General features: G+C 70.5%; 22 protein-coding genes. 17 read left to right on the top strand and 5 right to left on the bottom strand.

Going from position 1 to position 23,687, the window contains the following annotated elements:
- Positions 1-82: 82 nt before the first annotated feature.
- The 5 genes from AC07PU_RS04070 to AC07PU_RS04050 all read right to left on the bottom strand — a co-directional run bounded on the left by AC07PU_RS04070 (position 83) and on the right by AC07PU_RS04050 (position 4,749).
- A complete protein-coding gene (locus AC07PU_RS04070) occupies positions 83-934 on the bottom strand; it encodes a ChbG/HpnK family deacetylase (RefSeq protein ID WP_495315442.1) in 852 nt (283 codons plus the stop codon).
- On the bottom strand, positions 931-2,496 hold the full coding sequence (locus tag AC07PU_RS04065) for an ArnT family glycosyltransferase (protein WP_495315440.1): 1,566 nt from the start codon (positions 2,494-2,496) through the stop codon (positions 931-933). The genes AC07PU_RS04070 and AC07PU_RS04065 overlap by 4 nt, the downstream gene beginning before the upstream one ends.
- Positions 2,493-3,545: a glycosyltransferase family 2 protein gene (locus AC07PU_RS04060; protein WP_495315438.1), complete on the bottom strand. Its 1,053-nt coding sequence runs from the start codon at positions 3,543-3,545 to the stop codon at positions 2,493-2,495. The genes AC07PU_RS04065 and AC07PU_RS04060 overlap by 4 nt, the downstream gene beginning before the upstream one ends.
- The gene (locus AC07PU_RS04055; RefSeq protein ID WP_495315436.1) at positions 3,542-4,105 is read right to left on the bottom strand and encodes a phosphatase PAP2 family protein; all 564 of its coding nucleotides are present in this window, start codon (positions 4,103-4,105) and stop codon (positions 3,542-3,544) included. The genes AC07PU_RS04060 and AC07PU_RS04055 overlap by 4 nt, the downstream gene beginning before the upstream one ends.
- A gap of 194 nt (positions 4,106-4,299) precedes the next feature.
- Complete coding sequence (locus AC07PU_RS04050; RefSeq protein ID WP_296782215.1) at positions 4,300-4,749, bottom strand: hypothetical protein; 450 nt, start codon at positions 4,747-4,749, stop codon at positions 4,300-4,302.
- A gap of 175 nt (positions 4,750-4,924) precedes the next feature.
- On the opposite strand from AC07PU_RS04050, the gene AC07PU_RS04045 reads away from it, so the two are divergent.
- From AC07PU_RS04045 to AC07PU_RS03965, 17 genes are all read left to right on the top strand, one after another.
- Positions 4,925-5,476, top strand: coding sequence for an RNA polymerase sigma factor (locus AC07PU_RS04045; RefSeq protein ID WP_495315433.1), 552 nt, complete (start codon positions 4,925-4,927; stop codon positions 5,474-5,476).
- Between the two features lie 72 nt (positions 5,477-5,548).
- Positions 5,549-6,616 carry a FecR family protein gene (locus AC07PU_RS04040; protein ID WP_495315431.1) on the top strand — a complete coding sequence of 356 codons (1,068 nt, stop codon included), beginning with the start codon at positions 5,549-5,551 and terminating at the stop codon, positions 6,614-6,616.
- A 106-nt stretch (positions 6,617-6,722) separates the two neighbouring features.
- The gene (locus tag AC07PU_RS04035; RefSeq protein ID WP_495315429.1) at positions 6,723-9,137 is read left to right on the top strand and encodes a TonB-dependent siderophore receptor; all 2,415 of its coding nucleotides are present in this window, start codon (positions 6,723-6,725) and stop codon (positions 9,135-9,137) included.
- A 201-nt stretch (positions 9,138-9,338) separates the two neighbouring features.
- A complete protein-coding gene (locus AC07PU_RS04030) occupies positions 9,339-10,355 on the top strand; it encodes an amino acid ABC transporter substrate-binding protein (protein ID WP_093349860.1) in 1,017 nt (338 codons plus the stop codon).
- Positions 10,356-10,433: 78 nt separating this feature from the next.
- Complete coding sequence (locus tag AC07PU_RS04025) at positions 10,434-11,624, top strand: amino acid ABC transporter permease (RefSeq protein ID WP_495315427.1); 1,191 nt, start codon at positions 10,434-10,436, stop codon at positions 11,622-11,624.
- Position 11,625: 1 nt separating this feature from the next.
- Positions 11,626-12,759 carry an amino acid ABC transporter permease gene (locus AC07PU_RS04020; protein WP_495315425.1) on the top strand — a complete coding sequence of 378 codons (1,134 nt, stop codon included), beginning with the start codon at positions 11,626-11,628 and terminating at the stop codon, positions 12,757-12,759.
- Between the two features lie 7 nt (positions 12,760-12,766).
- On the top strand, positions 12,767-13,537 hold the full coding sequence (locus AC07PU_RS04015) for an amino acid ABC transporter ATP-binding protein (protein WP_444814006.1): 771 nt from the start codon (positions 12,767-12,769) through the stop codon (positions 13,535-13,537).
- Positions 13,538-13,574: 37 nt separating this feature from the next.
- Positions 13,575-14,777: a trans-sulfuration enzyme family protein gene (locus AC07PU_RS04010; RefSeq protein ID WP_495315423.1), complete on the top strand. Its 1,203-nt coding sequence runs from the start codon at positions 13,575-13,577 to the stop codon at positions 14,775-14,777.
- Between the two features lie 385 nt (positions 14,778-15,162).
- Complete coding sequence (locus tag AC07PU_RS04005; RefSeq protein WP_495315421.1) at positions 15,163-16,155, top strand: Bug family tripartite tricarboxylate transporter substrate binding protein; 993 nt, start codon at positions 15,163-15,165, stop codon at positions 16,153-16,155.
- Positions 16,156-16,172: 17 nt separating this feature from the next.
- Positions 16,173-17,381 (top strand): acyl-CoA dehydrogenase family protein, encoded by a 1,209-nt coding sequence (locus AC07PU_RS04000; protein ID WP_495315419.1) that lies wholly within the window; start codon positions 16,173-16,175, stop codon positions 17,379-17,381.
- Entirely contained in the window at positions 17,378-18,046 is a 669-nt protein-coding gene (locus AC07PU_RS03995) for a 3-oxoacid CoA-transferase subunit A (protein ID WP_490875368.1), read from the top strand. Before AC07PU_RS04000 ends, AC07PU_RS03995 begins: the two co-directional genes overlap by 4 nt.
- Complete coding sequence (locus AC07PU_RS03990) at positions 18,043-18,699, top strand: 3-oxoacid CoA-transferase subunit B (RefSeq protein ID WP_490875369.1); 657 nt, start codon at positions 18,043-18,045, stop codon at positions 18,697-18,699. Before AC07PU_RS03995 ends, AC07PU_RS03990 begins: the two co-directional genes overlap by 4 nt.
- Positions 18,700-18,734: 35 nt before the next feature.
- On the top strand, positions 18,735-20,381 hold the full coding sequence (locus tag AC07PU_RS03985; protein ID WP_495315416.1) for a thiamine pyrophosphate-dependent enzyme: 1,647 nt from the start codon (positions 18,735-18,737) through the stop codon (positions 20,379-20,381).
- Positions 20,382-20,401: 20 nt separating this feature from the next.
- Positions 20,402-21,382, top strand: coding sequence for an acrylyl-CoA reductase (NADPH) (gene acuI, locus AC07PU_RS03980; protein WP_495315415.1), 981 nt, complete (start codon positions 20,402-20,404; stop codon positions 21,380-21,382).
- A gap of 10 nt (positions 21,383-21,392) precedes the next feature.
- A complete protein-coding gene (locus AC07PU_RS03975; protein WP_495315413.1) occupies positions 21,393-22,265 on the top strand; it encodes a LysR family transcriptional regulator in 873 nt (290 codons plus the stop codon).
- Positions 22,266-22,310: 45 nt separating this feature from the next.
- Entirely contained in the window at positions 22,311-23,090 is a 780-nt protein-coding gene (locus tag AC07PU_RS03970; RefSeq protein WP_495315411.1) for an aldolase, read from the top strand.
- A gap of 56 nt (positions 23,091-23,146) precedes the next feature.
- On the top strand, positions 23,147-23,677 hold the full coding sequence (locus AC07PU_RS03965) for a helix-turn-helix domain-containing protein (protein ID WP_296782247.1): 531 nt from the start codon (positions 23,147-23,149) through the stop codon (positions 23,675-23,677).
- Positions 23,678-23,687: the final 10 nt, after the last annotated feature.

Here is a 23,687-nt window from a genome sequence, read left to right as displayed (position 1 = left end):
TTCTCATTGTACGAACTTCGTCTGCATGCCGGACGCAGGCGTCGCAACCGGACAACGCCGGCGCTCCCGCCGACGGGCGCGCTCAGCCGCCCTGGAGCACCGCCGACAGCGGCGCGATCCGGATCGCGCCCGGCTCGCCGGCCGCGGGCAGCGCCAGCGCGCGCAGCACCGCGTACTCGCGCATGCGCGCCGGGCCGTGCGGGTCGCCGGGCACCCGGCCCAGCGAGGGATGGCACATCAGCACGTCGCCGCGCCCGGCCACCGCGAGCCAGGCCAGCAGGCGCGCGCTATAGGCCTGGCCATCGCCCGAGAAGCCATAGACGCCGAGCAGGCGCCGGCTGGTGGGAATGCCGTGCTCGCGCGCCAGCGCCGCGAGCGCCGCGCCGCCCAGGCCGTGGATGACGGCCGCCTTGAAGCCGTCGCTGCCGTGGCGCCAGCCGGGCTCGGTGCTGCGCAGCCACGGCGGCGTGCCCGGATAGCGGTGCGCGAGTTCCGCGACCAGCAGCTCGCGCACGCCCGCGAACTGGTGCACATGCCGGTGGCCGTCGACGAAGGCGGGCGCGCGGCCCATCGCGTCCTCGAAGCGCGCGAGCTGGGTGCGGATCTCCGCCTGGATCGCCAGCCGTGCGGCCGGGCGCAGCCGAGGAGCGACCAGCAGGCCGAGCAGACCCGGCTCGCGGCCGCCGGGCACGGCCGGGCGGGTCAGGTCCAGGTGCAGGCCGATGTCGGTGCGCTGCCGGTCGAGCCGGCGCAGCAGGCGCGCACCCGACAGCCATGCGGCGCGCCGCACCATGCAGCCCACGGCGCTGATGCGCTCGCGCTCGGCGAGCACGAGCGCCGCTTCGTTGATCGCATGCCCCATGCCGAAGTCGTCGACGCAGATGCAGATCGAGCGCGGGCCCTCGGCAGTGGCCTCGCGTGGCGATGGGCTCATGGCTGCGCGTCCGCGTTCGGGGCCGCCTCGGGAATGCCCGCGCAGTGCGACCCGCGCCGCGTGGCGCCGTCATGGCGCCACACCGCCAGCCGGTCGTTGACCGCCACCAGCTTCGTGCCCGCGAGCCATGGATGCGCGAGCTGCGAATTGTTCGGCCCCACCAGCCAGGTGGTGCGGGGCGCGCACAGGATCGCGGGCAGCTGCGAGGCATCGACCAGCAGCCGCGAGGCCCGGGCCTTGTCGAAGCGCGCCGCATCCGCGAGCTCCTTGCGCCAGTCGTCGCGCTCCGGCTGCTGCTTCCAGTCGCCGAGCACCATCACCGGCGCGCGCAGTTGCCAGTAGAAGGGAATCTCGTAGACGTAGCTGTCGAGCATCAGCACCTGGTCGCCGGGCCCGATGCGCTCGTCCGCCGGCAGGCGCAATCGCGCGCCCGGCGGCGGCATCGCGACCAGCGTGCCCACGCCCGCGAGGCACAGCGCCATCGCAGCCGCCGCGGCCGCCTTCAGGCCCCGTCCCTCGCGCATCAGGCCGCTGGCCAGGATGCGCCGCGCCACCAGAAAGGCCAGCGGCGCGAGCACCGGCAGCACGTAGCCGACGAGCTTGGAACGCGGCAGCGAGAAGAAGACCACGACGACGATCAGCCAGGCCCACATCAGCCGGTCGATGTCGCGCGCGGTGGTGCCAACGTCCGGCGCCGCGTTCCCCCGGCGCGGCAGCAGCAGGCCGAGCGACCAGGGCAGGGTCAGGCCCGCCAGCACCGGCAGGTAGAACCAGAACGGCTGCTCATTGTTGAAGCCGCTCGAGGCGAAGCGCCGGAAGTGCTGCGTGATCACGAAGTAGTCGAAGAAGTCCGGGTACGCGCGCTGCATCGCCACGAACCAGGGCGCCGCGAGCGCGAGCAGCAGCACCCAGCCGGGCAGCCAGCGGCACAGCCGCCACAGCGTGCCCAGCCGCCGCGTCCAGGCGCACCAGGCGAGCAGCACCAGGAACGGCAGCAGCAGGCCGATCAGCCCCTTGGCGAGCAGCCCGGCCGCGGCGCAGGCATGCGCACCCGCCAACGCACCGCGCCATGGCTGCGCCTCGTCGTGGGCCAGCACCGCCCAGGCCGCGAGCAGCACCGTCGCCGAGATGCAGCCGGCCACCAGCATGTCGAGGTTGGCGAACTGCGCGCCGAGGAAGAAGTAGGGCGTGGTGGCGAGCACCACCGTCGACCACAGCGCGAGCCGGTCGTCGGTCCAGCGCCGCAGGAAGGCGAACAGCGCGATGCCGGCGGCGCTCGCACCCAACACCGAGGGCAGCCGCGCGGCCCATTCGACCGGCCCCGCCACGCCCATCGCCGCGGCGCCGATCCAGTAGAACAGCGGCGGCTTGTGGAAGAAGGGCAGGCCGTCGAGCCGCGGCACCAGCCAGTCGCCCGAATGCAGCATGGCGAGCGCGACGCCCACGTAGCGGCCTTCGTCGGGCGCCATCAGGGACCGCGCCCCCGAGGTCGCCAGCAGCCATGCGACCAGCACCACACCGACCCAGAAAACACGTGCCTGCCCTGGCGTGTCCGCTCTCATGAACCCTCCGTGGCGAGACCGCCGCCACGCTCGCCACGCACCACGTACAGCGGCCGCCCCTTCGACTCCTCGTAGATCCGCGCGATGTACTCGCCGAGGATGCCGGTGGAGATCAGCTGGATGCCGATGAAGAACATCAGGCTCACCACGATCGTGGTCCAGCCCGAGACCGCATTGCCGAACAGCAGCCGTTCGGCGCACAGGTAAAGGCCATAGGCGAAGGCCGGCAGCGCGATCGCGAGGCCCGCCACGCTCACCATGCGCAGCGGCCAGGTGGTGAAGGCGGTGAGCCCGTCGAGCGCCAGCAGCACGAGGCGGCGCATGTTGAAACTGGAGCGGCCCTCGGCGCGCGGCGCCGGCGTGTAGGGCAGCGCCACCGCGCGAAAGCCGACCCAGGCATACAGGCCCTTCATGAAGCGGCCGCGCTCGGGCAGGCGCATCAGCGCATCGACCACCTTGCGGTCCATCAGCCGGAAGTCGCCCGCGTCCTCGGGCACCGCGAAGCGGTCCGAGGCATTGAGCAGCCGATAGAAGAGCCGGCTGCCGAGCCGCTTGACGGGGCTCTCGTCGTCGCGCCGCTCGCGCACGGCATAGACCACTTCGGCACCGGCGCGCCACTGCGCGAGCATGGTATGGACCAGCTCGGGCGGATGCTGCAGGTCGCCGTCGAGCAGCACCACCACGTCGCCCACCGCCGCGGCCAGTCCCGCGGTGAGCGCGGCCTCCTTGCCGAAATTGCGCGACAGCGAGATGCAGCGGAAGCCGGGCAGTTCGCACCAGGCATCGACCACCGCGGCCGTGTCGTCGGTGCTGCCGTCGTCGACGATCACGATCTCCCAGCTCATGTGCGTGGACCAGAGGATGTCCTCCAGCAGCGGCAGCAGCCGGCGCAGGTTCGGCCCTTCGTTGAAGCAGGGGATCACGCAGGAGAGGCTGAGCGCTCGCCCTTCGGGGGGCGTGGGCGCCGGCAGCGGCGCCGGTGCCGCTGCTGCCGCTTCGACCGCTGCTACCGCTTCGGGCGCGCGGCGCAAGAATGTCTGCGCGTTCACGGCATCCTCCAGGTGGCCGGAGCCGCGCCTTCGGCCGGCAGGAGCCGGCGCGCGAGCCGCAGCGCGATGGCGAGCGCACCCGCGAGCACCGCGCCCAGGGCGAGGCCGGCGGCGATGTCGATCGGGAAATGCACGCCCACGTAGATGCGCGCCCAGCCCGTGACGATGGCCGAGGCCAGCAGCGCGAGCCCGACACCGCGCAGGCTCGGGCGCAGCAGGCAGGCCACGGCCACGAGGAACATCACGCTCGCATGCGTGCTCGGCAGCGAGCCGCGGCCCGCATGCTCGATGTAGGCCTGGGCCAGGCCCAGCACGAAGGGGCGCGGCTGGTCCAGGCGCAACGCGATGGCATGGGACAGCATGGCGCAGGGTCCGGCGGCCGCGAGCACGATCCACAGGTAGGCCCGGTCGGCCGCCTTTTTCCAGATCGCGACGCCGATGATCCCGGCACTGAGCCAGGCGCCACCGAGCGCGAAGGCGGTGGCGAGCCACAGCGTGGGCCGCGCCGGCGGCGTGCCGGCCGCCAGCCATTGAAAGAGGGTGAGATTCAGGTCGCTCATGGCATGCGCTCCCGCGCAGGGACGAAGAGGAGGGAAGACGGCGGGCTGCTGCGCGCGAAAGGCGCAGGGCTGCGCCGGGCGCGGCTGGCGCGCCCGAAAAGGACGAACACGGGGAACCTCCGTTCGAGGAAGAGATGGGTCGCCGCGGCAGGGCATGCGCGGCGGGAAGGGCGGCGCGCGAGGCGTCGCTTCTCTCAGTGCGTCGGGGGTGGAGCGGTGGGGGGAGGGCGGCGCCTCCAGGGGAAGGCGGGTGGCGGCGCGCCGCCGCGCGGCGGCACCTGCTCGGGGCCGATACGGCCGGTGGGCGCCACCGGCCGGCTGGCGACCCGCGCCAGCGGCAGCAGCGCGAGCACCAGCGCCAGCAGCGTGCCCAGGCCGGCACTCAGCGTATCGGGATGATCGATGCCCGCGGGCACCTGCGCAAAGATCGTGGTCTCGCGATCGCTGGCGTGGTTCTCGCGGTCGTCGGCCTCGAACTGGCTCATTTCCCCGAGCGCGCGCACCCGCAGCATGGGCTCGTCCTCGATGCCGTCGCAGCAGAAGTGGGCGGCGATGAACGGCTGCAGGAACACCAGCAGGATGCCCGCGAGGCACCACGCGCGGTGGTGCGCTTCGGCGAATCGGCGGATGCGTGCGAGCAGCATGCGCGGATGCTAGAAGCCTTGCGTGAACGGAACCTGATCGGCCGGGGCCCGCGAACCATCGCGGATAATCCCGGCGCGTTCGGACGCTTCCGAACCGCATCAGGTCAGCCACGCCGCGCCGAAGCCAACCTGCCCCAGGGACTTCGACCAACCTATTTCAGGACTTCGGCGGGCTGTGTTCGAGCGTTATTACCGCGAATTGCTGGGCTTTCTTTCCCGCAAGGTGTCCGACCGCAGCGTTGCGGCCGACATGACGCAGGAAAGCTATGCGCGCGTCTATGCGGCGCAGGCCTCGGGCTCGACCATCGGCGATCCGCGCGCGCTGCTCTACCAGACCGCGCGCAACCTCGTGATCGATCACCAGCGCCACGGCAGGGTGCGCGCCGGCGTGGAGCTGCCGCCCGCGCAGCTCGAACCCGTCGAAGCGCCGGGCCCGCGAAGCTGGGAACCCGAAACCGCGCTGGCCTCGCGCCAGGGCCTGCTGGCGCTGGTCTCGGTCATCGACAATCTGCCGCCGCGTTGCCGCGAAGCTTTCATGCTCAACCGCTTCGACGGCCTGAGCTATGCCCAGGTCGCCGCGCAGATGGGCATTTCGGTCAAGATGGTGGAACAGCACCTCAAGCATGCGCTCGATGCCTGCGAGCGCTGCCGCAACCTGTCCGCGGGCGGCGACGGCAACGCCGCCACTGTGCCGCGCAAGAAGCTCCACCGCTCGCGGCTCGAGTGAGAAAACCGTATCGCTGTCCGACCTAGGGTATTCGACCGCCCGCACGTCTACCTCGACGAGAACCAACGCCCCATGAGCCACCCCTCGATCCAGCCAGCCGATGCCGCGCGCATGCGCGAGCAAGCGCTGGACTGGTTTGTCCGCCGTCGCGGCGAAGCCTTCGGCGCGCGCGAGGAACAGGCCTTCCAGGACTGGCTCGCGGCCGATCCGCTGCACCGCGAGGCCTTCGAACGCTGGGGCGGCGAATGGCAGGCCTTCGACGCGATCCCGCAGGACATGCGAAGCCTGCTGCAGCGCAACCTGGCCTACGACCGCGCCATGGAGGCCGCCAGCCCCGCCGGGACACCCGCCATGCCGGCCATGCCCTCGCGGCGCCGCGTGCTGGTGCCCGCCGTCGCGGTGGCGGCCGTCGTGGCCGTGGCGGCCGGCACGGGGCTGCTCGCCTGGAACCACTGGGAAGCCCAGCCGGTGTTCGTGCAGGCCATGGCCACCCGGCGCGGCCAGCAGCTCGACGTGCCGCTGCCCGACGGCAGCCGCCTGCGGCTCGACACCGCGACCCGGCTGGAGATCAGCTACTACCGCCAGCGCCGCGAGGTCCGGCTGCTCGAAGGCCAGGCGGCCTTCTCCGTGCAGGGCGATCCCGCGCGGCCCTTCCACGTGCTGGCCGGACCGCTGCGCATCACCGTCGTGGGCACGCGCTTCTTCGTGCGCCATACGCCCGACATCGCCGGCAGCGAAGGCGTGCACGTGGCCGTCGAGGAGGGCCGGGTGCGCGTCGGGCAGGCAGCGCGCGGCGCGGGCACCGAGGCGGACCTGCTGCTGTCGCCCGGGCAGCAGGTCTCGAGCAATGCGCAAGGCGCGCTGTCGGCCGTCTCGCCGGTCTCCAGCGCCGGCCTCGCGCCCTGGCGCGATCACCGCGTCCGCTTCGACAACCAGCGCCTGGACCGCGCGCTGGCCGAACTGGCGCGCTATGGCGATCCGCGGCTCGTGATCGCGGACCCCGCCGTCGCGGCCCTGCCGATCACCGGCGTGTTCGATCCGCGCGACATGGCGACCTTCCGGCGCGTGCTGCCGGCTTCGCTGCCCGTGCGCTTGAAAGAGACCGAGGGCGGCGCCGCGGAAGTGGTGCTGGCCCGATAGAAGGGTCGCGCGCATCGTTTTTTTTCGCGGGCCCGACCTGGGGTATCCGGAAGCTCGCCCGTCTCCACGGCTGACTGCCATCCGTTTCATCTCTGGAGAACCCCTCATGTCCCGCTTTCCGTTGCGCCCCGCGCCGCTGGCCGTTGCCTGCGCACTGGTCTTCGCCGTCGCACCGCTGCACGCCCAGACCGCCGGCATCGATCTCTCGGCCAGCGCCATGCGCTTCGACATCGCCGCCAAGCCGCTGGGCCAGGCCCTCGGCGACTGGGCCCTGCAGACGCGCATGCAGCTGATCGTCCAGCCCGCGCTGGTGCGCGACAAGATGGCGCCGGCCGTCTCGGGCGCCCTGAGCCCGAGGCAGGCGCTGGACCGGCTGCTGGCCGGCAGCGGCCTCGCGGCCCGCGTCGACGGCACGGCGGTGATCGTGCAGGAGTCGACGGCCCCGGCACCGGGCGCGACGCTGCCCCCGGTGACCGTCAACGCGCAGGAAGAAACCGTGACCGGGCCGGTGCGCGGCTACGTGGCGCTGCGCAGCGCGAGCGCCACCAAGACCGACACGCCGATCGTCGAGACGCCGCAGTCGATCTCGGTGGTCACGGCCGAGCGCATGGATGCCATCGGTGCGCGGACGCTGGGCACGGCGCTGGGCTACACCCCCGGCGTGACCTCGGCCTACAGCGCCGACAGCCGCTTCGACTGGATCTCGCTGCGCGGTTTCACCAACTACACGCCCGGCAACTACCTGGACGGCATGCCGCTGCGCAACATGAACACCTGGGGCCTGTGGCGGACCGACAACTACGGCCTGGAGCGGGTCGAGGTCCTGCGCGGCCCGGCATCGGTGCTGTTCGGCCAGGGCAGCCCGGGCGGCATCATCAACCAGACCAGCAAGCGGCCGACCGCCCAGCCGCTGCGCGAGATGCAGCTGCAGATCGGCGACCACGGCCGGCGCCAGGTGGCCGGCGATTTCTCGGGCCCGCTCGACGACGAGGGCAAGTGGCTCTATCGCATCACCGGCGTCGCGCGCGACGCCAAGCTGCCGATCGATGCCAAGGAGAAGGACGACCGGCTCTACCTCGCGCCCTCGCTGACCTGGAAGCCTTCCGCCGACACCAGCCTCACGCTGCTGTCCCAGTTCCTGCGCGACCGCTCGGGCGTGGTCTACAACGCGGCGCCGGTCAGGGGAACGCTGCTGCCCAACCCGAACGGCAGGATCCGCGCCTCGACCTTCCTGGGCGAGCCCGGCTTCGATCGCTTCGACCAGAACCAGTGGATGGTCGGCTACCAGTTCGAGCACCGCTTCGGCGACACCTGGACCGTGCGCCAGAACCTGCGCTACGGCCGCCTGCGCACCGACCTGCAGCAGACCTGGCCCGGCGCCGGATACCGCACCGTCGATCCCGACAACGCCGACAGCCCGGTCAACTTCCGGCAGTTCGACCGCGTGGTGTTCGCGAGCAAGGAGAAGGCGAAGCAGTTCGTGGTCGACAACCAGGCCCAGGCCAGGTTCCAGCTCGGCGCCACGCAGCACACCGCGCTGGTCGGCCTCGAGTACCAGCGCTCGCGCTACGACCAGATCAGCCGCTACGGCGGCAGCTTCGCGCCCATCGACGTGTTCGCGCCCGTCTACGGCGGCCCGGTGCAGGTGCCCGACCCGTACATCTCCAGCGACAGCACGCTGGCCCAGACCAGCCTCTACCTGCAGGACCAGATCAGGTTCGCGCAGCACTGGGTGGCGACGATCGGCGGGCGCTACGACAGCGCCGAAACCGAATCGACCGACCGCCTCGCCGACAGCGTCACGCGCATCCGCAGCCACAAGTTCACAAAGCGCGCGGGGCTGGTCTACCTCGCGCCCAGCGGCTGGGCGCCCTACCTCAGCTACTCCGAATCGTTCACGCCGGTGCTCACGATCAACCCCGACACCCGGCGTCCCTTCGATCCCGAGACCGGCCGGCAGTACGAAGCGGGCCTGCGCTACCAGCCGCCGGGCACCAAGGACAGCTACAGCGCGGCGGTCTTCGACCTGCGGCGCAGGAACTACCTCTCGTACGACCCCGACTTCCAGCCGCGGCAGACGGGCGAGGTGCTGTCGCGCGGCCTGGAACTCGAGGCGCTGTTCCAGCCGATGCCGAAGATGAACGTGTCGCTGAGCTACACCTGGATCCCGCAGTACAAGACCATCGCCAGCAGCAACCCCAAGGACATCGGCACCCAGCCCAACGCGGTCGCCAGGCAGCGCGCCGCGCTGTGGGCCGACTACCGCTTCGCCAACGGCGTCAAGGCGGGCCTCGGCGTGCGCTACTCGGGCTCGACCCGCGGCGAGGGCAGTGCCGCGCCGGCCAAGGTGCCGGCCTACACCCTGTTCGACGCCATGGTCGGCTATGACTTCGAGCGCTGGAGCCTGGCGCTCAACCTGCGCAACCTGACCAACAAGGCCTACTTCGGCGGCTGCGATGCGAACTTCTGCTCCTATGGCGACCTGCGGCAGGTGAGCGCCACGGCGACCTATCGCTGGTAGCTGCGCCCCACCTTCATGGACAGCGAATGAGAGGAGGGCGACCGGCCAAGCGGTATAGCTGATATGGCGCTTCGTACATGGCCTTCACGGGCCATCGTCCCGATACTTCGCGCACTTCGCGGCGGCACCCGGGCCGCGAAGGATGCGTGGCCCTTCGAAGCCATTCCGCTTGATTCCAAGAAATCCAGAAAGAGACACTCCATGAAGCTGTTGGGCCTTGCGCTGAGCGCCTTGCTCGTCCTCACCGTCGGAACCCGCGCCCATGCGGGAACCACCTTCGACGCAGTCAAGAAGCGGGGCCTGGTGCAGTGCGGCGTATCGACCAATCTGCCGGGCTTCGCCTTTACCGACAGCAAGGGCGAATGGCAGGGCATCGACGTCGACACCTGCCGCGCGATCGCCGCGGCGATGTTCGGCGACGCCACCAAGTTCCGCGTGGTGCCGCTCACGACGCAGGCGCGCTTCACCGCGCTGCAGTCCGGCGAGATCGACGTGCTGACGCGCAACACCACCCAGACGCTGACGCGCGACACCACGCTCGGGCTGATCGGCGTGGGCGTCAACTTCTACGACAGCCAGGGGATCATGGTGACCAAGGACTCGAACGTCACCAGCGCGAAGAAGCTCGCGGGCGCCACCATCTGCGTGCTGCCGGGCACCACCACCGAACTCAACCTGGCCGACTGGTTCCGCGGGCTGAAGATGGAGTTCAAGCCGGTGCTGCTCGACACCGTGGACGAGATCAAGCGCGCCTTCATGTCGGGGCGCTGCGACGGCATCACGCTCGACAAGTCGCAGCTGGCGCTGGCGCGCATCAACCTGGGCAGCACCGACAAGTACGTGATCCTGCCCGAGCCGCTGTCGAAGGAGCCGCTCGGGCCGATGGTGCGCCAGGGCGACGAGGCCTGGTTCAACGTCGTGCGCTGGTCGCTCAACGCGATGCTCGAGGCCGAGGAGTACGGCCTGAGCTCGAAGAACGTCGACGAGGCGCTGAAGAACCCGGCGCCGCACATCCAGCGCATCCTCGGCACCGTGCCCGGCATGGGCAAGGCGCTGGGCGTGGACGACAAGTGGGCCTACCGGATCATCAAGCAGGTCGGCAACTACGGCGAGGTCTTCGACCGCAGCGTCGGCGCGGGCAGCCCGATGAAGCTCGATCGCGGGCTCAATGCGCTCTACACCAAGGGCGGCCTGATGTACGGCTGGCCGATCCGCTGATTCGTTCCTGAACGAGAGAGGCCGAGCCGGCGGGCTGCCGCCGGCACGGCCGTACCCGAAGCGAATCGAGGATTTCCCATGATCGAAGAAAACACGGGCGCCATGCCCCCACGGCCGCGCGCGCGCCTGTCGTGGAACGACCCCGGCCTGCGCGCGCTGGTCTACCAGGTCGTCGTGGTCGCGCTGGTGGCGCTGACCGCCTGGTACCTGGTGTCGAACACGCTGCACAACCTGGCGGCACGCAACATCTCCACCGGCTTCGCCTTCCTCGACCGCGAGGCAGGCTTCGCGATCGGCGAGACCCCGATCGACTACACGCCGGCCGATACCTATCGCCGCGCCATCGTCGTCGGCCTGCTCAACACGCTGCGCGTGTCGCTCATCGCGCTCGTGCTGGCCACCGTGCTCGGCACCCTGGTCGGCGTGGCCCGGCTGTCGGGCAACTGGCTGGTGTCGCGACTGGCCGCGGCCTACGTGGAGTGCGTGCGCAACGTGCCGCTGCTGCTGCAGCTGCTGCTCTGGTATGCGCTGATCTCCGAGAGCATGCCGGGCCCGCGCGCCGCGCACCATCCGCTGCCGGGCGTGTACCTGTCGAACCGCGGGCTGCTGATGCCGGCGCTGCTCGGCGACTCGCTCGCATGGATGGTCGGCGCGCTGGCCATGGCGGGCGTTGGCACCTTCCTGCTCGCGCGCTGGAGCAGGAGACGGCAGGCGCTGACCGGCCATCCGATGGCGCTCGCGCCCTGGGCGGCGGCACTGTTCGCGGGCCTGCCCGTGCTGGCCTGGGCCCTGAGCGGCGCGCAGCTGTGGATGGAGGTCCCGCACCCGAGCGGCTTCGGCTTCGCCGGCGGATGGAACCTCTCGCCCGAGCTGTTCGCGCTGCTGGTCGGGCTCGTGAGCTACACGGCGGCCTTCATCGCCGAGATCGTGCGCTCGGGCGTGCAGTCGGTGAACCGCGGGCAGTGGGAGGCGGCCGAGTCGCTGGGCCTGCGGCGCGGGCGTTCGCTGCGGCTGGTGGTGCTGCCCCAGGCGTTGCGGGTGATGGTGCCGCCGGCCACGAGCCAGTACCTCAACCTCGTCAAGCACAGCTCGCTGGCCGTGGCCATCGGCTATCCCGACCTCGTCTCCGTGGTGAACACGACCCTGAACCAGACCGGCCAGGCCATCGAGGGCATCCTGATCATCATGGCCGCCTTCATGACGGTGAGCCTGTGCATCTCGCTCGCCATGAATGCCTACAACCGGCGCATCGCGCTCGTCGAGCGTTGACATGAACCCCACTTCCCTGACCGGCGGCACGACCGCCACCCCGCGCGCGCCGGAGCGAGCGCCACGCGCCCTGCGTGCCTGGCCATGGATCCGCGAGCGCCTGTTCCAGTCGCCCGCGGGCATCCTCGGCACCCTGCTGTGCCTGTGGCTGCTGCTGATGACCGTGCCGCCGCTGGTCGACTGGCTCCTCGTGAAAGCCACCTTCTCGTCGCCGACCGCGCAGGGCTGCCGGAACGCGCCCGGCGGCGCCTGCTGGGCCTTCATCGCCGAGAAGCACCGGCTGATCCTGTTCGGCACCTATCCCTACGACGAGCAATGGCGGCCGCTGCTCGCGACCCTGGCGCTGATCGGCACGCTGGTCTACAGCGCCGCGCGGCGCACGTGGGACCTGAAGCTCACCATGCTCTGGACCGGCGCGCTCGCGCTCGTCGCGCTGCTGATGTGGGGCGGCCTGTTCGGCCTGAGCTACGTGGAGAACGTGCGCTGGGGCGGCCTGCCGCTGACCTTGATCCTCTCGACCTTCGGCATCGCCTTCGCCTTTCCGCTCGGCGTGGTGCTCGCGCTCGGGCGCCGCTCGAGGATGCCGGCCATCAAGGCGCTGTGCGTGGGCTACATCGAGCTGATCCGCGGCGTGCCGCTGATCAGCATCCTGTTCATGTCCTCGGTGATGCTGCCGCTGTTCCTGCCCGAGGGCATGAGCATCGACAAGCTGCTGCGCGCGCAGCTGGCCATCGTGCTGTTCGCCGCGGCCTACATCGCCGAGGTGGTGCGCGGCGGCCTGCAGTCGATTCCCAAGGGGCAGTACGAGGGCGCCGAGTCCATCGGCCTGTCGTATGCGCAGCAGATGCGGCGCGTGGTGCTGCCGCAGGCGCTGAAGGTCGTGATACCGCCGCTGGTCAGCACCTTCATCGCGTTGTTCAAGGACACCTCGCTGGTCGTGATCATCGGCATCTTCGACCTCACGCAGGCCGCGAAGGCCGCGCTGGCCGACCCGGCCTGGGGCGGCTTCGGCGTGGAGGCTTATCTGTTCATCGGCGCGATCTATTTCGTCTTCTGCTTCTCGCTCTCCAAGTACAGCCGGTCGCTCGAGCGCTCGCTCGCCACCGGCCACGCCAGCGACAACGCAGTCAAGTAGCGCCGCCATGACCCCCACAAGAACGAAGGACTCCGCCGTGACCGAACCGATCATCCAGATGCAAGCCGTCAACAAGTGGTACGGGCAGTTCCACGTGCTGCGCGACATCCACCTCGACGTGGCGCGCGGCGAGCGCATCGTCGTCTGCGGCCCGTCGGGCTCGGGCAAGTCGACGCTGATCCGCTGCATCAACCGCCTCGAGCAGCACCAGAGCGGCCGCATCGTCATCGATCGCACCGAGCTGAGCAACAACCTGCGCCATATCGAGACCATCCGCCGCGACGTGGGCATGGTGTTCCAGCACTTCAACCTGTTCCCGCACCTGACGGTGATGGAGAACCTCACGCTGGGCCCGGTCTGGGTGCTGAAGAAGCCGATGGCCGAGGCTCGCGCGACCGCCATGAAGTACCTCGAGCGCGTGCGCATTCCCGAGCAGGCCGGCAAGTTCCCGGGCCAGCTCTCGGGCGGCCAGCAGCAGCGCGTGGCGATCGCGCGCTCGCTGTGCATGGGCCCGAAAGTCATGCTGTTCGACGAGCCCACCTCGGCGCTCGATCCCGAGATGGTCAAGGAGGTGCTCGACGTGATGATCGGCCTGGCGCAGGAGAGCGGCATGACGATGCTGTGCGTGACGCACGAGATGGGCTTCGCGCGCAAGGTCGCCGACCGCGTGATCTTCATGGACCGCGGCGAGATCGTCGAGCAGGGCGCGCCCGAGCGCTTCTTCGCCGATCCGCAGACCGAGCGCGCGCGGCTCTTCCTGAGCCAGATCGTCCATTGACCCGCGCGTTACCTATTCCCAACCACCAGGAGCACAGATGCCATCGAACGAAGCCGCCCACGCGGCGGGATTCCAGACCCGGACCATCCACGCGGGCCACGAGGCCGATGCCTTCGGCGCCGTCTCGCCGCCGATCTACCTGACCTCGACCTATGCCTTCGAGTCGACCGCCGACGCGGCCGCCGTGTTCTCGGGCGAGAGCGAGAAGTACGTGTACGGCCGCCAGCACAACCCCACGCAGGCGCTGCTCGAGCGCCGGCTGGCCGACCTCGAGGGCGCCGAGGCGGGCCTGGTCACCGGCTCCGGCATGGGCGCCATCAGCGCCACGCTGCTGACCCTGCTGTCGGCCGGCGACGAGCTCATCGCGCACCACACGGCCTATTCGACCGTGGGCCTGCTGCTGGCCGACGGCCTGCCGCGCTTCGGCATCCGCGTGCGGCGCGTCGACTTCTCCGATCCGCGCAATCTCGAGCAGGCGCTGTCGGACAAGACGAAGATCGTGTACTTCGAATCGCCGGTCAACCCGACCGGCGAGGTGCTCGACATCCGGGCGCTGGCCGACATCGCCCGCCGGCATGGCGCCAGGGTGGTGGTCGACTCGACCTTCGCGTCGCCGGCCCTGCAGCGGCCCATGGACCATGGCGCCGACCTCGTGGTGCATTCGCTGACCAAGTACATCAACGGCCATGGCGACCTGCTCGGCGGCGTGGTGCTGGGCGATGCCGCCACCGTCCACAAGATCCGCAAGGCCGGGCTGCGCTACCTGACCGGCGCCACGCTGTCGCCGATGCTCTGCTTCCTGGTGCTGCGTGGCCTCAAGACCCTGACGCTGCGCATGCGCCAGCATGGCGAGAGCGCATTGAAGATCGCGCAGATGCTCGCCGCGCATCCGGCGGTGGAGGTGGTGCGCTATCCCTTCCTGGCCGACAACGCGGGCCATGCGATCGCGCAGCGCCAGATGAAGCACGGCAGCGGCATGCTCTCCTTCGACCTCAAGTCGGGCGAGCAGGGCGCGATCCGCATGATCGACCGGCTGCGGCTGATCTCGCGCGCGATCAGCCTCGGCGACACCGAGACGCTGATCACGCATCCGGGCGCGCTGATCCGCGCCAACCAGCAGGTGGAGCCGGGCGCGCGGCTCAGCGAGGGCGTGACCATGAAGCTGGTGCGCCTCTCGGTGGGGCTGGAAGACGTGGACGACCTGATCGCCGACCTGAAGCAGGCGCTCGAGGCGCTGTAGCGCACCGTCGCGGCGCATGCGGCCGTGCATTCGGGCCCGTCACGGGCCGCGCATGAAAGGCCGCAGCCGCATAGCTGCTATCTCGCGCGATGCATGGCTCGCGCGCCGGCCGCGAGGCGCGCCGGCGGCCCGCGTCCATTCGGCGGGAGGCCTCCAGCGCGGGGCCGAACTCGCTCCATTCGAACGACCGTCCCGAAGGCCTGCCCGCTGCCGAAGCAGGACCCAAAGTTTCCTTTTGGCATGAACGGTGCTCCGTTCCTCCACAGGCAGGCACGCCTTCCTTTCCCTCTGACGCATAGCTGTTATTCAACGGAAAACGCTCGTTTCCCGGTTTGACACAAAGTGTCATATGGGACATATTCATCACACGCTACGAGGTATCCACATGCGAATCTCTCCCTTGCTCAAGTCCCTGGTCTGCGCCGCATTCGCCGCGACCGCTGCCGCTTCGATGACCGCTTCGATGGCCGCGGAGGCCTGGCCCACGCGGCCCGTGCGTCTCGTGGTCGGCTTCCCGCCCGGCGGGCCGACCGACATCGTGGCGCGCATCGTCGGCCAGTCGCTGTCGAAGGAGCTGGGTCAGCCGGTGATCATCGAGAACCGCGGTGGCGCGGGCGGCACCGTGGCCGCCGCCTACGTCGCGAAGCAGAAGCCCGACGGCGACACGCTGATGCTCACGGCCGAGTCGGTGCAGACCCGCGCGGCGGCCGTGTTCCGCAAGCTGCCCTACGACCCCGTGGCCGACTTCGAGCCCATCGGCAAGTTCGCGAAGCAGCGCGTGCTGATGGTGGTGAACCCCACGCTGGCCGTGAAGGACGTGAAGGAGTTCGTCGCCTATGCCAAGGCCCATCCCGGCGAGCTCAACTACAGCGCGACCTACAGCGCGTCCTCGCATTTCGGCGGCGCGCTGTTCGGCGTGCTCAACGGCGTCGACCTCACGCTGGTGAACTACCCGGGCGGCGGCCAGCCCATCACCGACCTGATGGCGGGCGTGGTGCAGGTCGGCTTCTTCACCGAGTCCACCGTGGCGCAGCAGGTGCAGGCCGGCAAGCTGCGCGCCCTGGCCATCGCGGCCGACGAGCGCTCGGCGCTGTTCCCGCAACTGCCCACGCTGCAGCAGGCCGGTGCCGCGCGCATGGACATCTCGCCCTGGTTCGGCCTCGTGGCGCCCGCGAAGACACCGCCCGAGATCATCGCCAAGGCCTCGGCCGCGCTGACCCGCGCGATCGCGAGCGAGGACTTCGAGAAGCGTCTCGCGCCCATCGGCGCGGTGGCCATCAAGGGCTCGACGCCCGCGTCCTTCGCGGCCGACATCAGGAAGGAAATCGACTACTGGAAGAAGTTCGTGAAGGACTCCAACTTCCCGATCGTCGATTGAGACGGAAGGCGCTGACCATGAGCTTCTTCGACGAACTGGACAGCGGCCTCACGGCGCGCGAGCTGGCGCTGGTGCGCGACACCGAGCGCTTCTGCACCGAGGTGCTCGCGCCACGGCTCGCGCAGGCGCGTTCGCGCGGCGAGCCCTGCGAACGCACGGTGATCGCCCAATGGGCCGCGCTGGGCATGCTCGGCCTGCAGGTGCCCGAGGAGGGCGGCGGCTTCGGTGCCTCCTTCCTCTGCAAGGTCCGCGTCGCGCAGACCATGGCGGGCCATGGCTTCGCCGCGGCCTTCTGCCTCAACAACATGCAGGGCATGGCGACGCGGCTGTGGCGCCACGGCTCGGCGGTGCAGAAGGAACGTCTGCTGCCGGGGCTGCTGGCCGGCAGTTTGATCGGCGCGCCCGCGATGTCGGAACCCACGGCCGGCAGCGACCTCACGCAACTGCGTTCGCAGGCCGTGCGCACCGAGGGCGGCTGGCTGCTCGACGGCACCAAGGCCTGGGTCAGCAACGGCGCCATCGCCAACCTGCTGATGGTGCTCGCGCGCACCACCGCGGCCGATGGGTCGCAGGCGATCGCGGGCTTCGTGGTCGAGCCCGAGGCCGGCAAGGCCTTCGCCGCGACGCCGCACGAGCTGCCGGGCGCGATGGAGTTCAGGCTCGCCGAGATCCGCTTCGAACGGCATTTCGTGCCCGACTGGGCGCTGATCCATGCCCCCGGCGAGGCCTTCCGCGCCTCGATGGAAGCCATCAATGCGGCGCGCGTGCATGTGGCGGCCATGTGCACCGGCTCGCTGCATGCGGCGCTGTGCACGGCCGTCGCGTACTGCGGCCAGCGCACCGCGTTCGGCAAGCCGCTGCTCGCGCACCAGGGACTGCAATGGGCGCTGGCGGAGGTCGCGGCCCATCTCGAGGCCGCCAATGCGCTCGTGGTGAAGGCGGCGCGGCGCATCGATGCCGGCACCTGCGGCCCCGAACTCGCGGCCAGCGCCAAGAAGATCGCGGTCCAGACCGCCACCGAAGGCATCGAGCAGTGCATCCGCGCGATGGGCGCAGTGGGCGCCACCGCGCCGAGCGGCCTGGTCGCGCTCGCCTCCGAGGTGCGGCTCGCTGCCTTCGCCGACGGCAGCACCGAGATGCTCAACGACCGCATCGGCCGCGGGCTGGCCGCGGCCTATCCCTCGGCACCTGCCCGCGGCGAGCAACAAGGAACGAAGCAACCATGAGCCTGAGACATGTGGTGGTCGACAGCGCCGCGCAGTCCCTCGAGGGCCTGCGCGATGGCGCCACGCTGCTGGTCGGCGGGTTCGGCGGCGCCGGCCTGCCGCGCGCCATCATCCAGGCCGTGCTGGCGCTGGGCGTGCGCGAACTCACCGTGATCTCCAACAACGCGGGCGCCGATGCCGACGACCTGTCGCTCTGGTTCACGGCCGGCATCGTGCGCAAGATCGTCTGCTCGTACCCGCGCAGCGCCAAGGCCTTCGCCGTGGCCTACCGCGCCGGCACGGTCGAGCTCGAGCTGGTGCCGCAGGGCACGCTGATCGAGCGCATCCGCTGCGGCGGCGCGGGCATCGGCGGCTTCTATTCGCCGGTGGGCATCGGCACCGTGCTGACCGAGGGCAAGCGCGTGGAGCGCATCGACGGGCGCGACTACGTGCTCGAGAAGCCGCTGCGCGCCGACTTCGCGCTGCTCAAGGGCAGGCAGGCCGACACCATGGGCAACATCGTCTACAACAAGACGGCGCGCAACTACTCGCCGGTGATGGCCACCGCGGCCGACACGGTGGTGTTCGAGGTCGACGAGATCGTGCCGGTCGGCGGCCTCGATCCCGAATGCATCGTGACGCCCTGCATCTTCGTCGACCGCGTCTTCCTGGGAGATCGGTCATGAACAGACTCACGCGCGAACAACTGGCCGCGCTGGCGGCCTCGCAGCTGCCGCCGCGCAGCTTCGTCAACCTCGGCATCGGCTTCCCGACGCTGGTGTCGGACCACATCACCGCGGCCTCGGGCGTGGTCACGCACAGCGAGAACGGCATCCTGCATATCGGGCCGCGGCCGGCGCCGGGCGCGGAAGACCGCGACCTGATCAACGCGGGCAAGACACCCGTCACCATCCTGCCGGGCGGCTCCTACTTCGACACCGGGCTGTCGTTCGCGATGATGCGCGGCGGCCATCTCGACATCGCCATCCTCGGCGCCTACCAGGTCAGCGCGCGCGGCGACATCGCCAACTGGAGCATGGGCCTCGACGGCTCGGCGCCGCCGGCCGTGGGCGGCGCGATGGACCTGGCCGTGGGCGCGAAGTCGATCTGGGTGCTGATGGAACACCAGACGAAGGAGGGCGCTTCGCGCATCGTCGAGGCCTGCACCTTTCCGCTGACCGCCGTGGGCGTGGTGCGGCGCATCTTCACCGACCTGGCCGTGATCGAGGTCGAGCCCGACGGGCTGGTGGTGAGCCGCATGGTCGACGGCCTCTCGTTCGAACGGCTGCAGGCGTTGACCGCCGCGCCGCTGCGCCCGGCCGCGGCCCTCGCCGCATGAACGCACGACGAATTCCCATAGAAGCCGAGTCCCCCATGCCATTCCGCGTCGCCGACCTCCTTGCCGACAGCCTCGCCCTTCACGGCGTGCAACGCGCCTTCAGCGTGCCGGGCGAGAGCTTTCTTCCCTTGCTCGATGCGCTGCACGGCCGCGAGGACTTCGATCTCGTGACCTGCCGCCACGAAGGCTCGGCCAGCCTCGCGGCAGCGGCCGATGCGCGGCTGACGGGCACGCCGGGCGTGGTGATGGTGAGCCGCGGGCCGGGCCTCGCGAACGCCACCATCGGCATCCACGTGGCCTCGCAGGAGGCGCTGCCGCTGGTGGTGCTGGTCGGGCAGGTCGACCTGCCGAACCTGGGGCGCGACGCGGTGCAGGAGATCGACGCGGCGCGCCTGTTCGGGCCGATGGCGAAGTGGACCGCCCGCATCCACCTCGCATCGCAGGCCGCCGAGACCCTGGCGCGCGCCTTCTCGACCGCGGCCAGCGGCACGCCGGGCCCGGTGATCGTCGAGCTGCCCGAGGACCTGCTGGCCCAGGAGATTCCCCGATGCGCCGCCACGCGCTTCGGCGTCGCGCGGCCCGAGCCGTCGATGCAGGCGCTGGAAGACGCCGCCGCGCTGCTCACGCGGGCCGAGCGGCCGGTGCTCATCGTCGGCGGCGAAGCCTGCGCCGATGGCGCCTTCAGGCAGGCGCTGGTCGCGCTCAGCGAGGCCTGGCAGCTGCCGGTCGCGGTCACGAACAAGAACCAGGACCTCTTTCCCAACACGCATCCGCACTGGCTCGGGCAACTGGGCTTCTTTCCCTCCGCCGTCCACACGGCGCTGTTCGCGCAGGCCGACGTCGTCGTGGGCATCGGCACGCGGCTCGGCGATGTGTCGACGCAGGGCTTCACCGTTCCGCGCCAGTCGCCCGACGCGCAGAAGCTGCTGCATGTGTACCCCGATGCCGGCGCGATCGGCCGCCACTTCGCGACCACGCTCGGCGTGGTGTCGACCGCGCGCGCCTTCGTGGACGCGCTGCTGCGCATCACGCCGCCGTCCACCGACCGCAGCGAATGGCTGCGCGCGGGCCTGCAGGCGCGCGAGGCCGCGCACGGCTGGAACGAAGCCCGCGTGCCCGCGCAGGACGTGCTGGGCCATGTGATCAACGCCGTGCGCGGCGCGATGCGCGACGACACGATCCTCACGACCGATTCGGGCAACTTCGCCGCCTGGGTGCATCGCGCGCTGCGGCTCGGGCCGTCGAACCGCCTGCTCGGCTCGGCCTGCGGCGCCATGGGCATGGGCGTGCCCGCGGGCCTGGCCGCGGGCCTGCGCCATCCGCGGCGGCAGGTGATCGCCTTCTGCGGCGACGGCGGCTTCCTCATGAGCGGCAACGAGCTCGCGACCGCGGTGGACCGCGGCATCGACCTGAAGATCGTCGTTGCCAACAACGCCTCGTACGGAACGATCCGCTCGTTCCAGGAGCGCTCCTATCCGGGCCGCGTCAGCGGCACCGACCTGCGCAATCCCGACTTCGCCGCGCTCGCCCGGGCCTTCGGCGCTTCGGGCCATGTGGTGCGGCATGCGGACGAGGCCGCGCAGGTCATGGCCGAGGCATTGGCCGTGCGCGGCCCGGCCGTGATCGAGGTGCGCTGTGCCACCCACTATGCGCTGGCCGACTCGCTGCGGTCGGCCCTTTGAAGAACAACCCAAGGAATCCCATGTTCAACGCGATCCACCTGACCCAGCAGGACGGCAAGACACTGGCCGCCGTGAAGGCCCTCGAGGCCTCGGCGCTGCCCGCGGGCGACGTCACGGTCGACGTCGAGTTCTCGAGCCTCAACTACAAGGACGCGCTCGCCATCACCGGCCGCGGCCCGATCGTGCGGCAGTGGCCGATGGTGCCCGGCATCGACTTCGCGGGCACGGTCGGCGAGAGCACCTCGCCCGAGTTCAAGGCCGGCGACAAGGTGATCCTCACGGGCTGGGGCGTGGGCGAAGGCCATTGGGGCGGGCTGGCGCAGAAGGCGAGGGTGCCGGCCGCCTGGCTGGTGGCGATGCCCGCGGGCCTCACGAGCCGCCATGCGATGGCGATCGGCACCGCGGGCCTGACGGCCATGCTGTGCGTGCTCGCGATCGAGCGCAACATCGCGCCGCAGGCCGGCGAGGTGCTGGTCACTGGCGCCAATGGCGGCGTGGGCAGCTTCGCGGTCAGCCTGCTGGCCAGGCGCGGCTTCCGCGTCGTGGCCGCCACGGGCCGCCCGCAGGAGGCCGCGCGGCTGAAGGCACTGGGCGCGCACGAGGTGATCGGCCGCGAGGCGCTGTCCGCGCCGGGCAAGCCGCTGCAGAAGGAGCGCTGGGCCGCGGTGGTCGACTGCGTGGGCAGCCATACGCTGGCCAATGCCTGCGCCGCCACCAGGTACGGCGGCGTGGTCGCGGCCTGCGGGCTGGCGCAGGGCATGGACTTCCCGTCCACCGTCGCGCCCTTCATCCTGCGCGGCGTGACGCTCGTGGGCATCGACAGCGTGAAGGCCGGGCTGCCCCGGCGCCTGGAGGCCTGGACGCAGCTGCAGCGCACCCTGGGCGCGGACGAAACGCTCGCGATGACCGCGACCATCGGCCTCGCGCAGGCGATTCCCGCCGCGCAAGACCTGATCGACGGCAAGGTCGCCGGGCGGCTGGTCGTGGACGTGAACGCCTGAACGACACTCCGTGGACTCTCTCGACCGCCAGCTGCGGTACTTCCTCAAGATCGCGAGCCTGAAGTCGCTCTCGCGCGCCGCCGAGGCGCTGGACCAGACCCAGCCCGGCCTGAGCCGCCAGCTGGCGACGCTCGAGAGCTGCCTCGGCCAGCCGCTGTTCGTGCGCAACGGGCGCGGCGTGGAGCTGACGGAAGCCGGCCGCGGCCTGAAGGAGAAGACCGAGGCCGCCTACCGCAGCATCGATGCCGCGGTCGACTGCGTGCGCAAGCACGACGGCGTGTCGCAGGGCACGGTGCGGGTGGCGGCGGTCCATACCCTGAGCTACTACCTGCTCGGCGAGATCGTGGCGCGCTTCTCGGCCGAATGCAGCGACGTCGCGTTGTCGCTGATGTGCCGCAGTTCGTCGGACGCGGCCGAGCTGGTGGAGAACGGCAAGGCCGACATCGGCCTGGTCTACGACACGGCCGTCGCCTCGCAGACGCTGGACACGCGCCCCCTGTTCGACGACGAGATGTGCCTGATCGCCACGCGCGACAGCGCCCATGGCAAGACCATCGACCTCACGGAGGAGCGGCCGCGGCTGGTGGCTTTTCCGGCCCACTATGCGCTCGGCAAGATGGTGCGCCAGGGCAGTTTGAAGCTGCCGATCGTCGCCGAGGCCGAGACCGTCGACACCCTGGTCAAGCTGGTCGCCGCGGGCATGGGCGCCTGCATCCTGCCGACCCGCATGCCCGACAAGCTGCTGCAGGACAACGACCTGCGCAAGGTCCGCATCGAGCGGCCGCTGATGCGCCGCCGCGTGGTCGTGATCACGCGCGCGGGCAAGCCGCAATCGCCGCTGGTCCAGCGGCTGGTCGACATGGTGCTGGCGGCCGTGCCCTGAACGCCGCGCCTCTTCCTTTCACCCACACTTCCTCTTCATCGAACCATGACCCCCGAACTCCGCAGCAAGGAATACTTCGACGAGCGCGCCACCCGCGAGATGGCGCAGCACCTGGCGGGCGCGCCGCGCACCATGAAGCAGAGCCTGGCCTATGCCTGCCGCATCCTCGCGATGACCGGCCAGGAGGCCGGGCTCGCGGGCCAGATCAGCGCGCGCTCGGAACGACCCGGCGCCTACTGGACCTTGCGCTTCGGCCTCGGCTTCGACGAGGCCACGCCCGAGGACTTCATCGAGGTCGACCAGGACCTGAACACCCTGACCGGCACCGGCATGCCCAACCCCGCCACGCGCTTCCACCTTTGGGTGTACCGCGCGCGGCCCGACGTCCAGTCGATCGTCCACACCCACTCGCCCTGGGCCTCGGCGCTCGCGGCCGCGCGCCAGCCGCTGGTGATCTCGCAGATGGACATGACGCCGCTGCACGAGGACTGCGCCTTCCTCGGCGAATGGCCGGGCGTTCCGATCGCCGACCAGGAGGGCGTGATCATCTCGGGCGCGCTCGGCAGCAAGCGCGCCATCGTGCTCGCGCACCATGGCTACCTCACGGCCGGCCAGACCATCGAGGAGGCGACCTACCTGTCGGTCTACCTCGAGCGCGCCGCGCGCATGCAGATCCGCGCCCAGGCCTTCGGCCCGCTGACGCCGGTGGACGACGTGCTCGCGCGCGAGGCGCACGACTACCTGCTCAAGCCCTCGATCGTCAACGCCACCTTCGACTACTGGTGCCGGCAGACCCGTGGCGCCCCGGCGCCGCTCGACTGCTGAGCCCCCGGGCCCCGCTGCGCCGACGCTAAGATCGACCGCATGGACACCACAGACACATGGCGCTGAATCTCAAGTTCCTGCGGGTGCAGAGCGGGTTGACGCTCGAGCAATTGGCCAGCGACTCCGGACTCACGCGCAGCTACCTGTCGAAGGTGGAGCGCGGCATCTCCAAGCCGTCCATCGAGTCGGCACTGAAGATCGCGAGTGCGCTGGGCGTCACCGTCGAGAACCTGTTCGGCCGCTCCACCGTGGCCGATGCCGTGTCCATCGTGCGCGCGCCCGCGCCGTCGGAAGAGGAGGCCCGCACCTACATGTCGCTGGTCGCCGGCGTCAGCCAGGGCCGGCTCATGCGCGCCTTCGTGCTGCGTCCCGGCGAGCGCGCGGGCGGCCACAGCAAGATCATGAGCCACCACGACGGCGAGGAGATCCTCTACGTGCTGACGGGCCGCATCGAGCTGCAGATCGGCAACCGCAAGGAGATGCTCAACGTGGGCGACTGCGTGCAGTTCGATTCCACCATCGCGCACAAGCTGCGTTCGGCCGATGGGGAGGATGCGTCGGTGCTGGTGGTGATCGTCGCGAAGTAGCGGCGGCCTC

It is taken from the genome of Variovorax sp. GW821-FHT10D07 (assembly GCF_059415325.1).
Note: the sequence above shows the minus strand (reverse complement) of the source record. Positions and strands in the feature narration are given on the sequence as shown.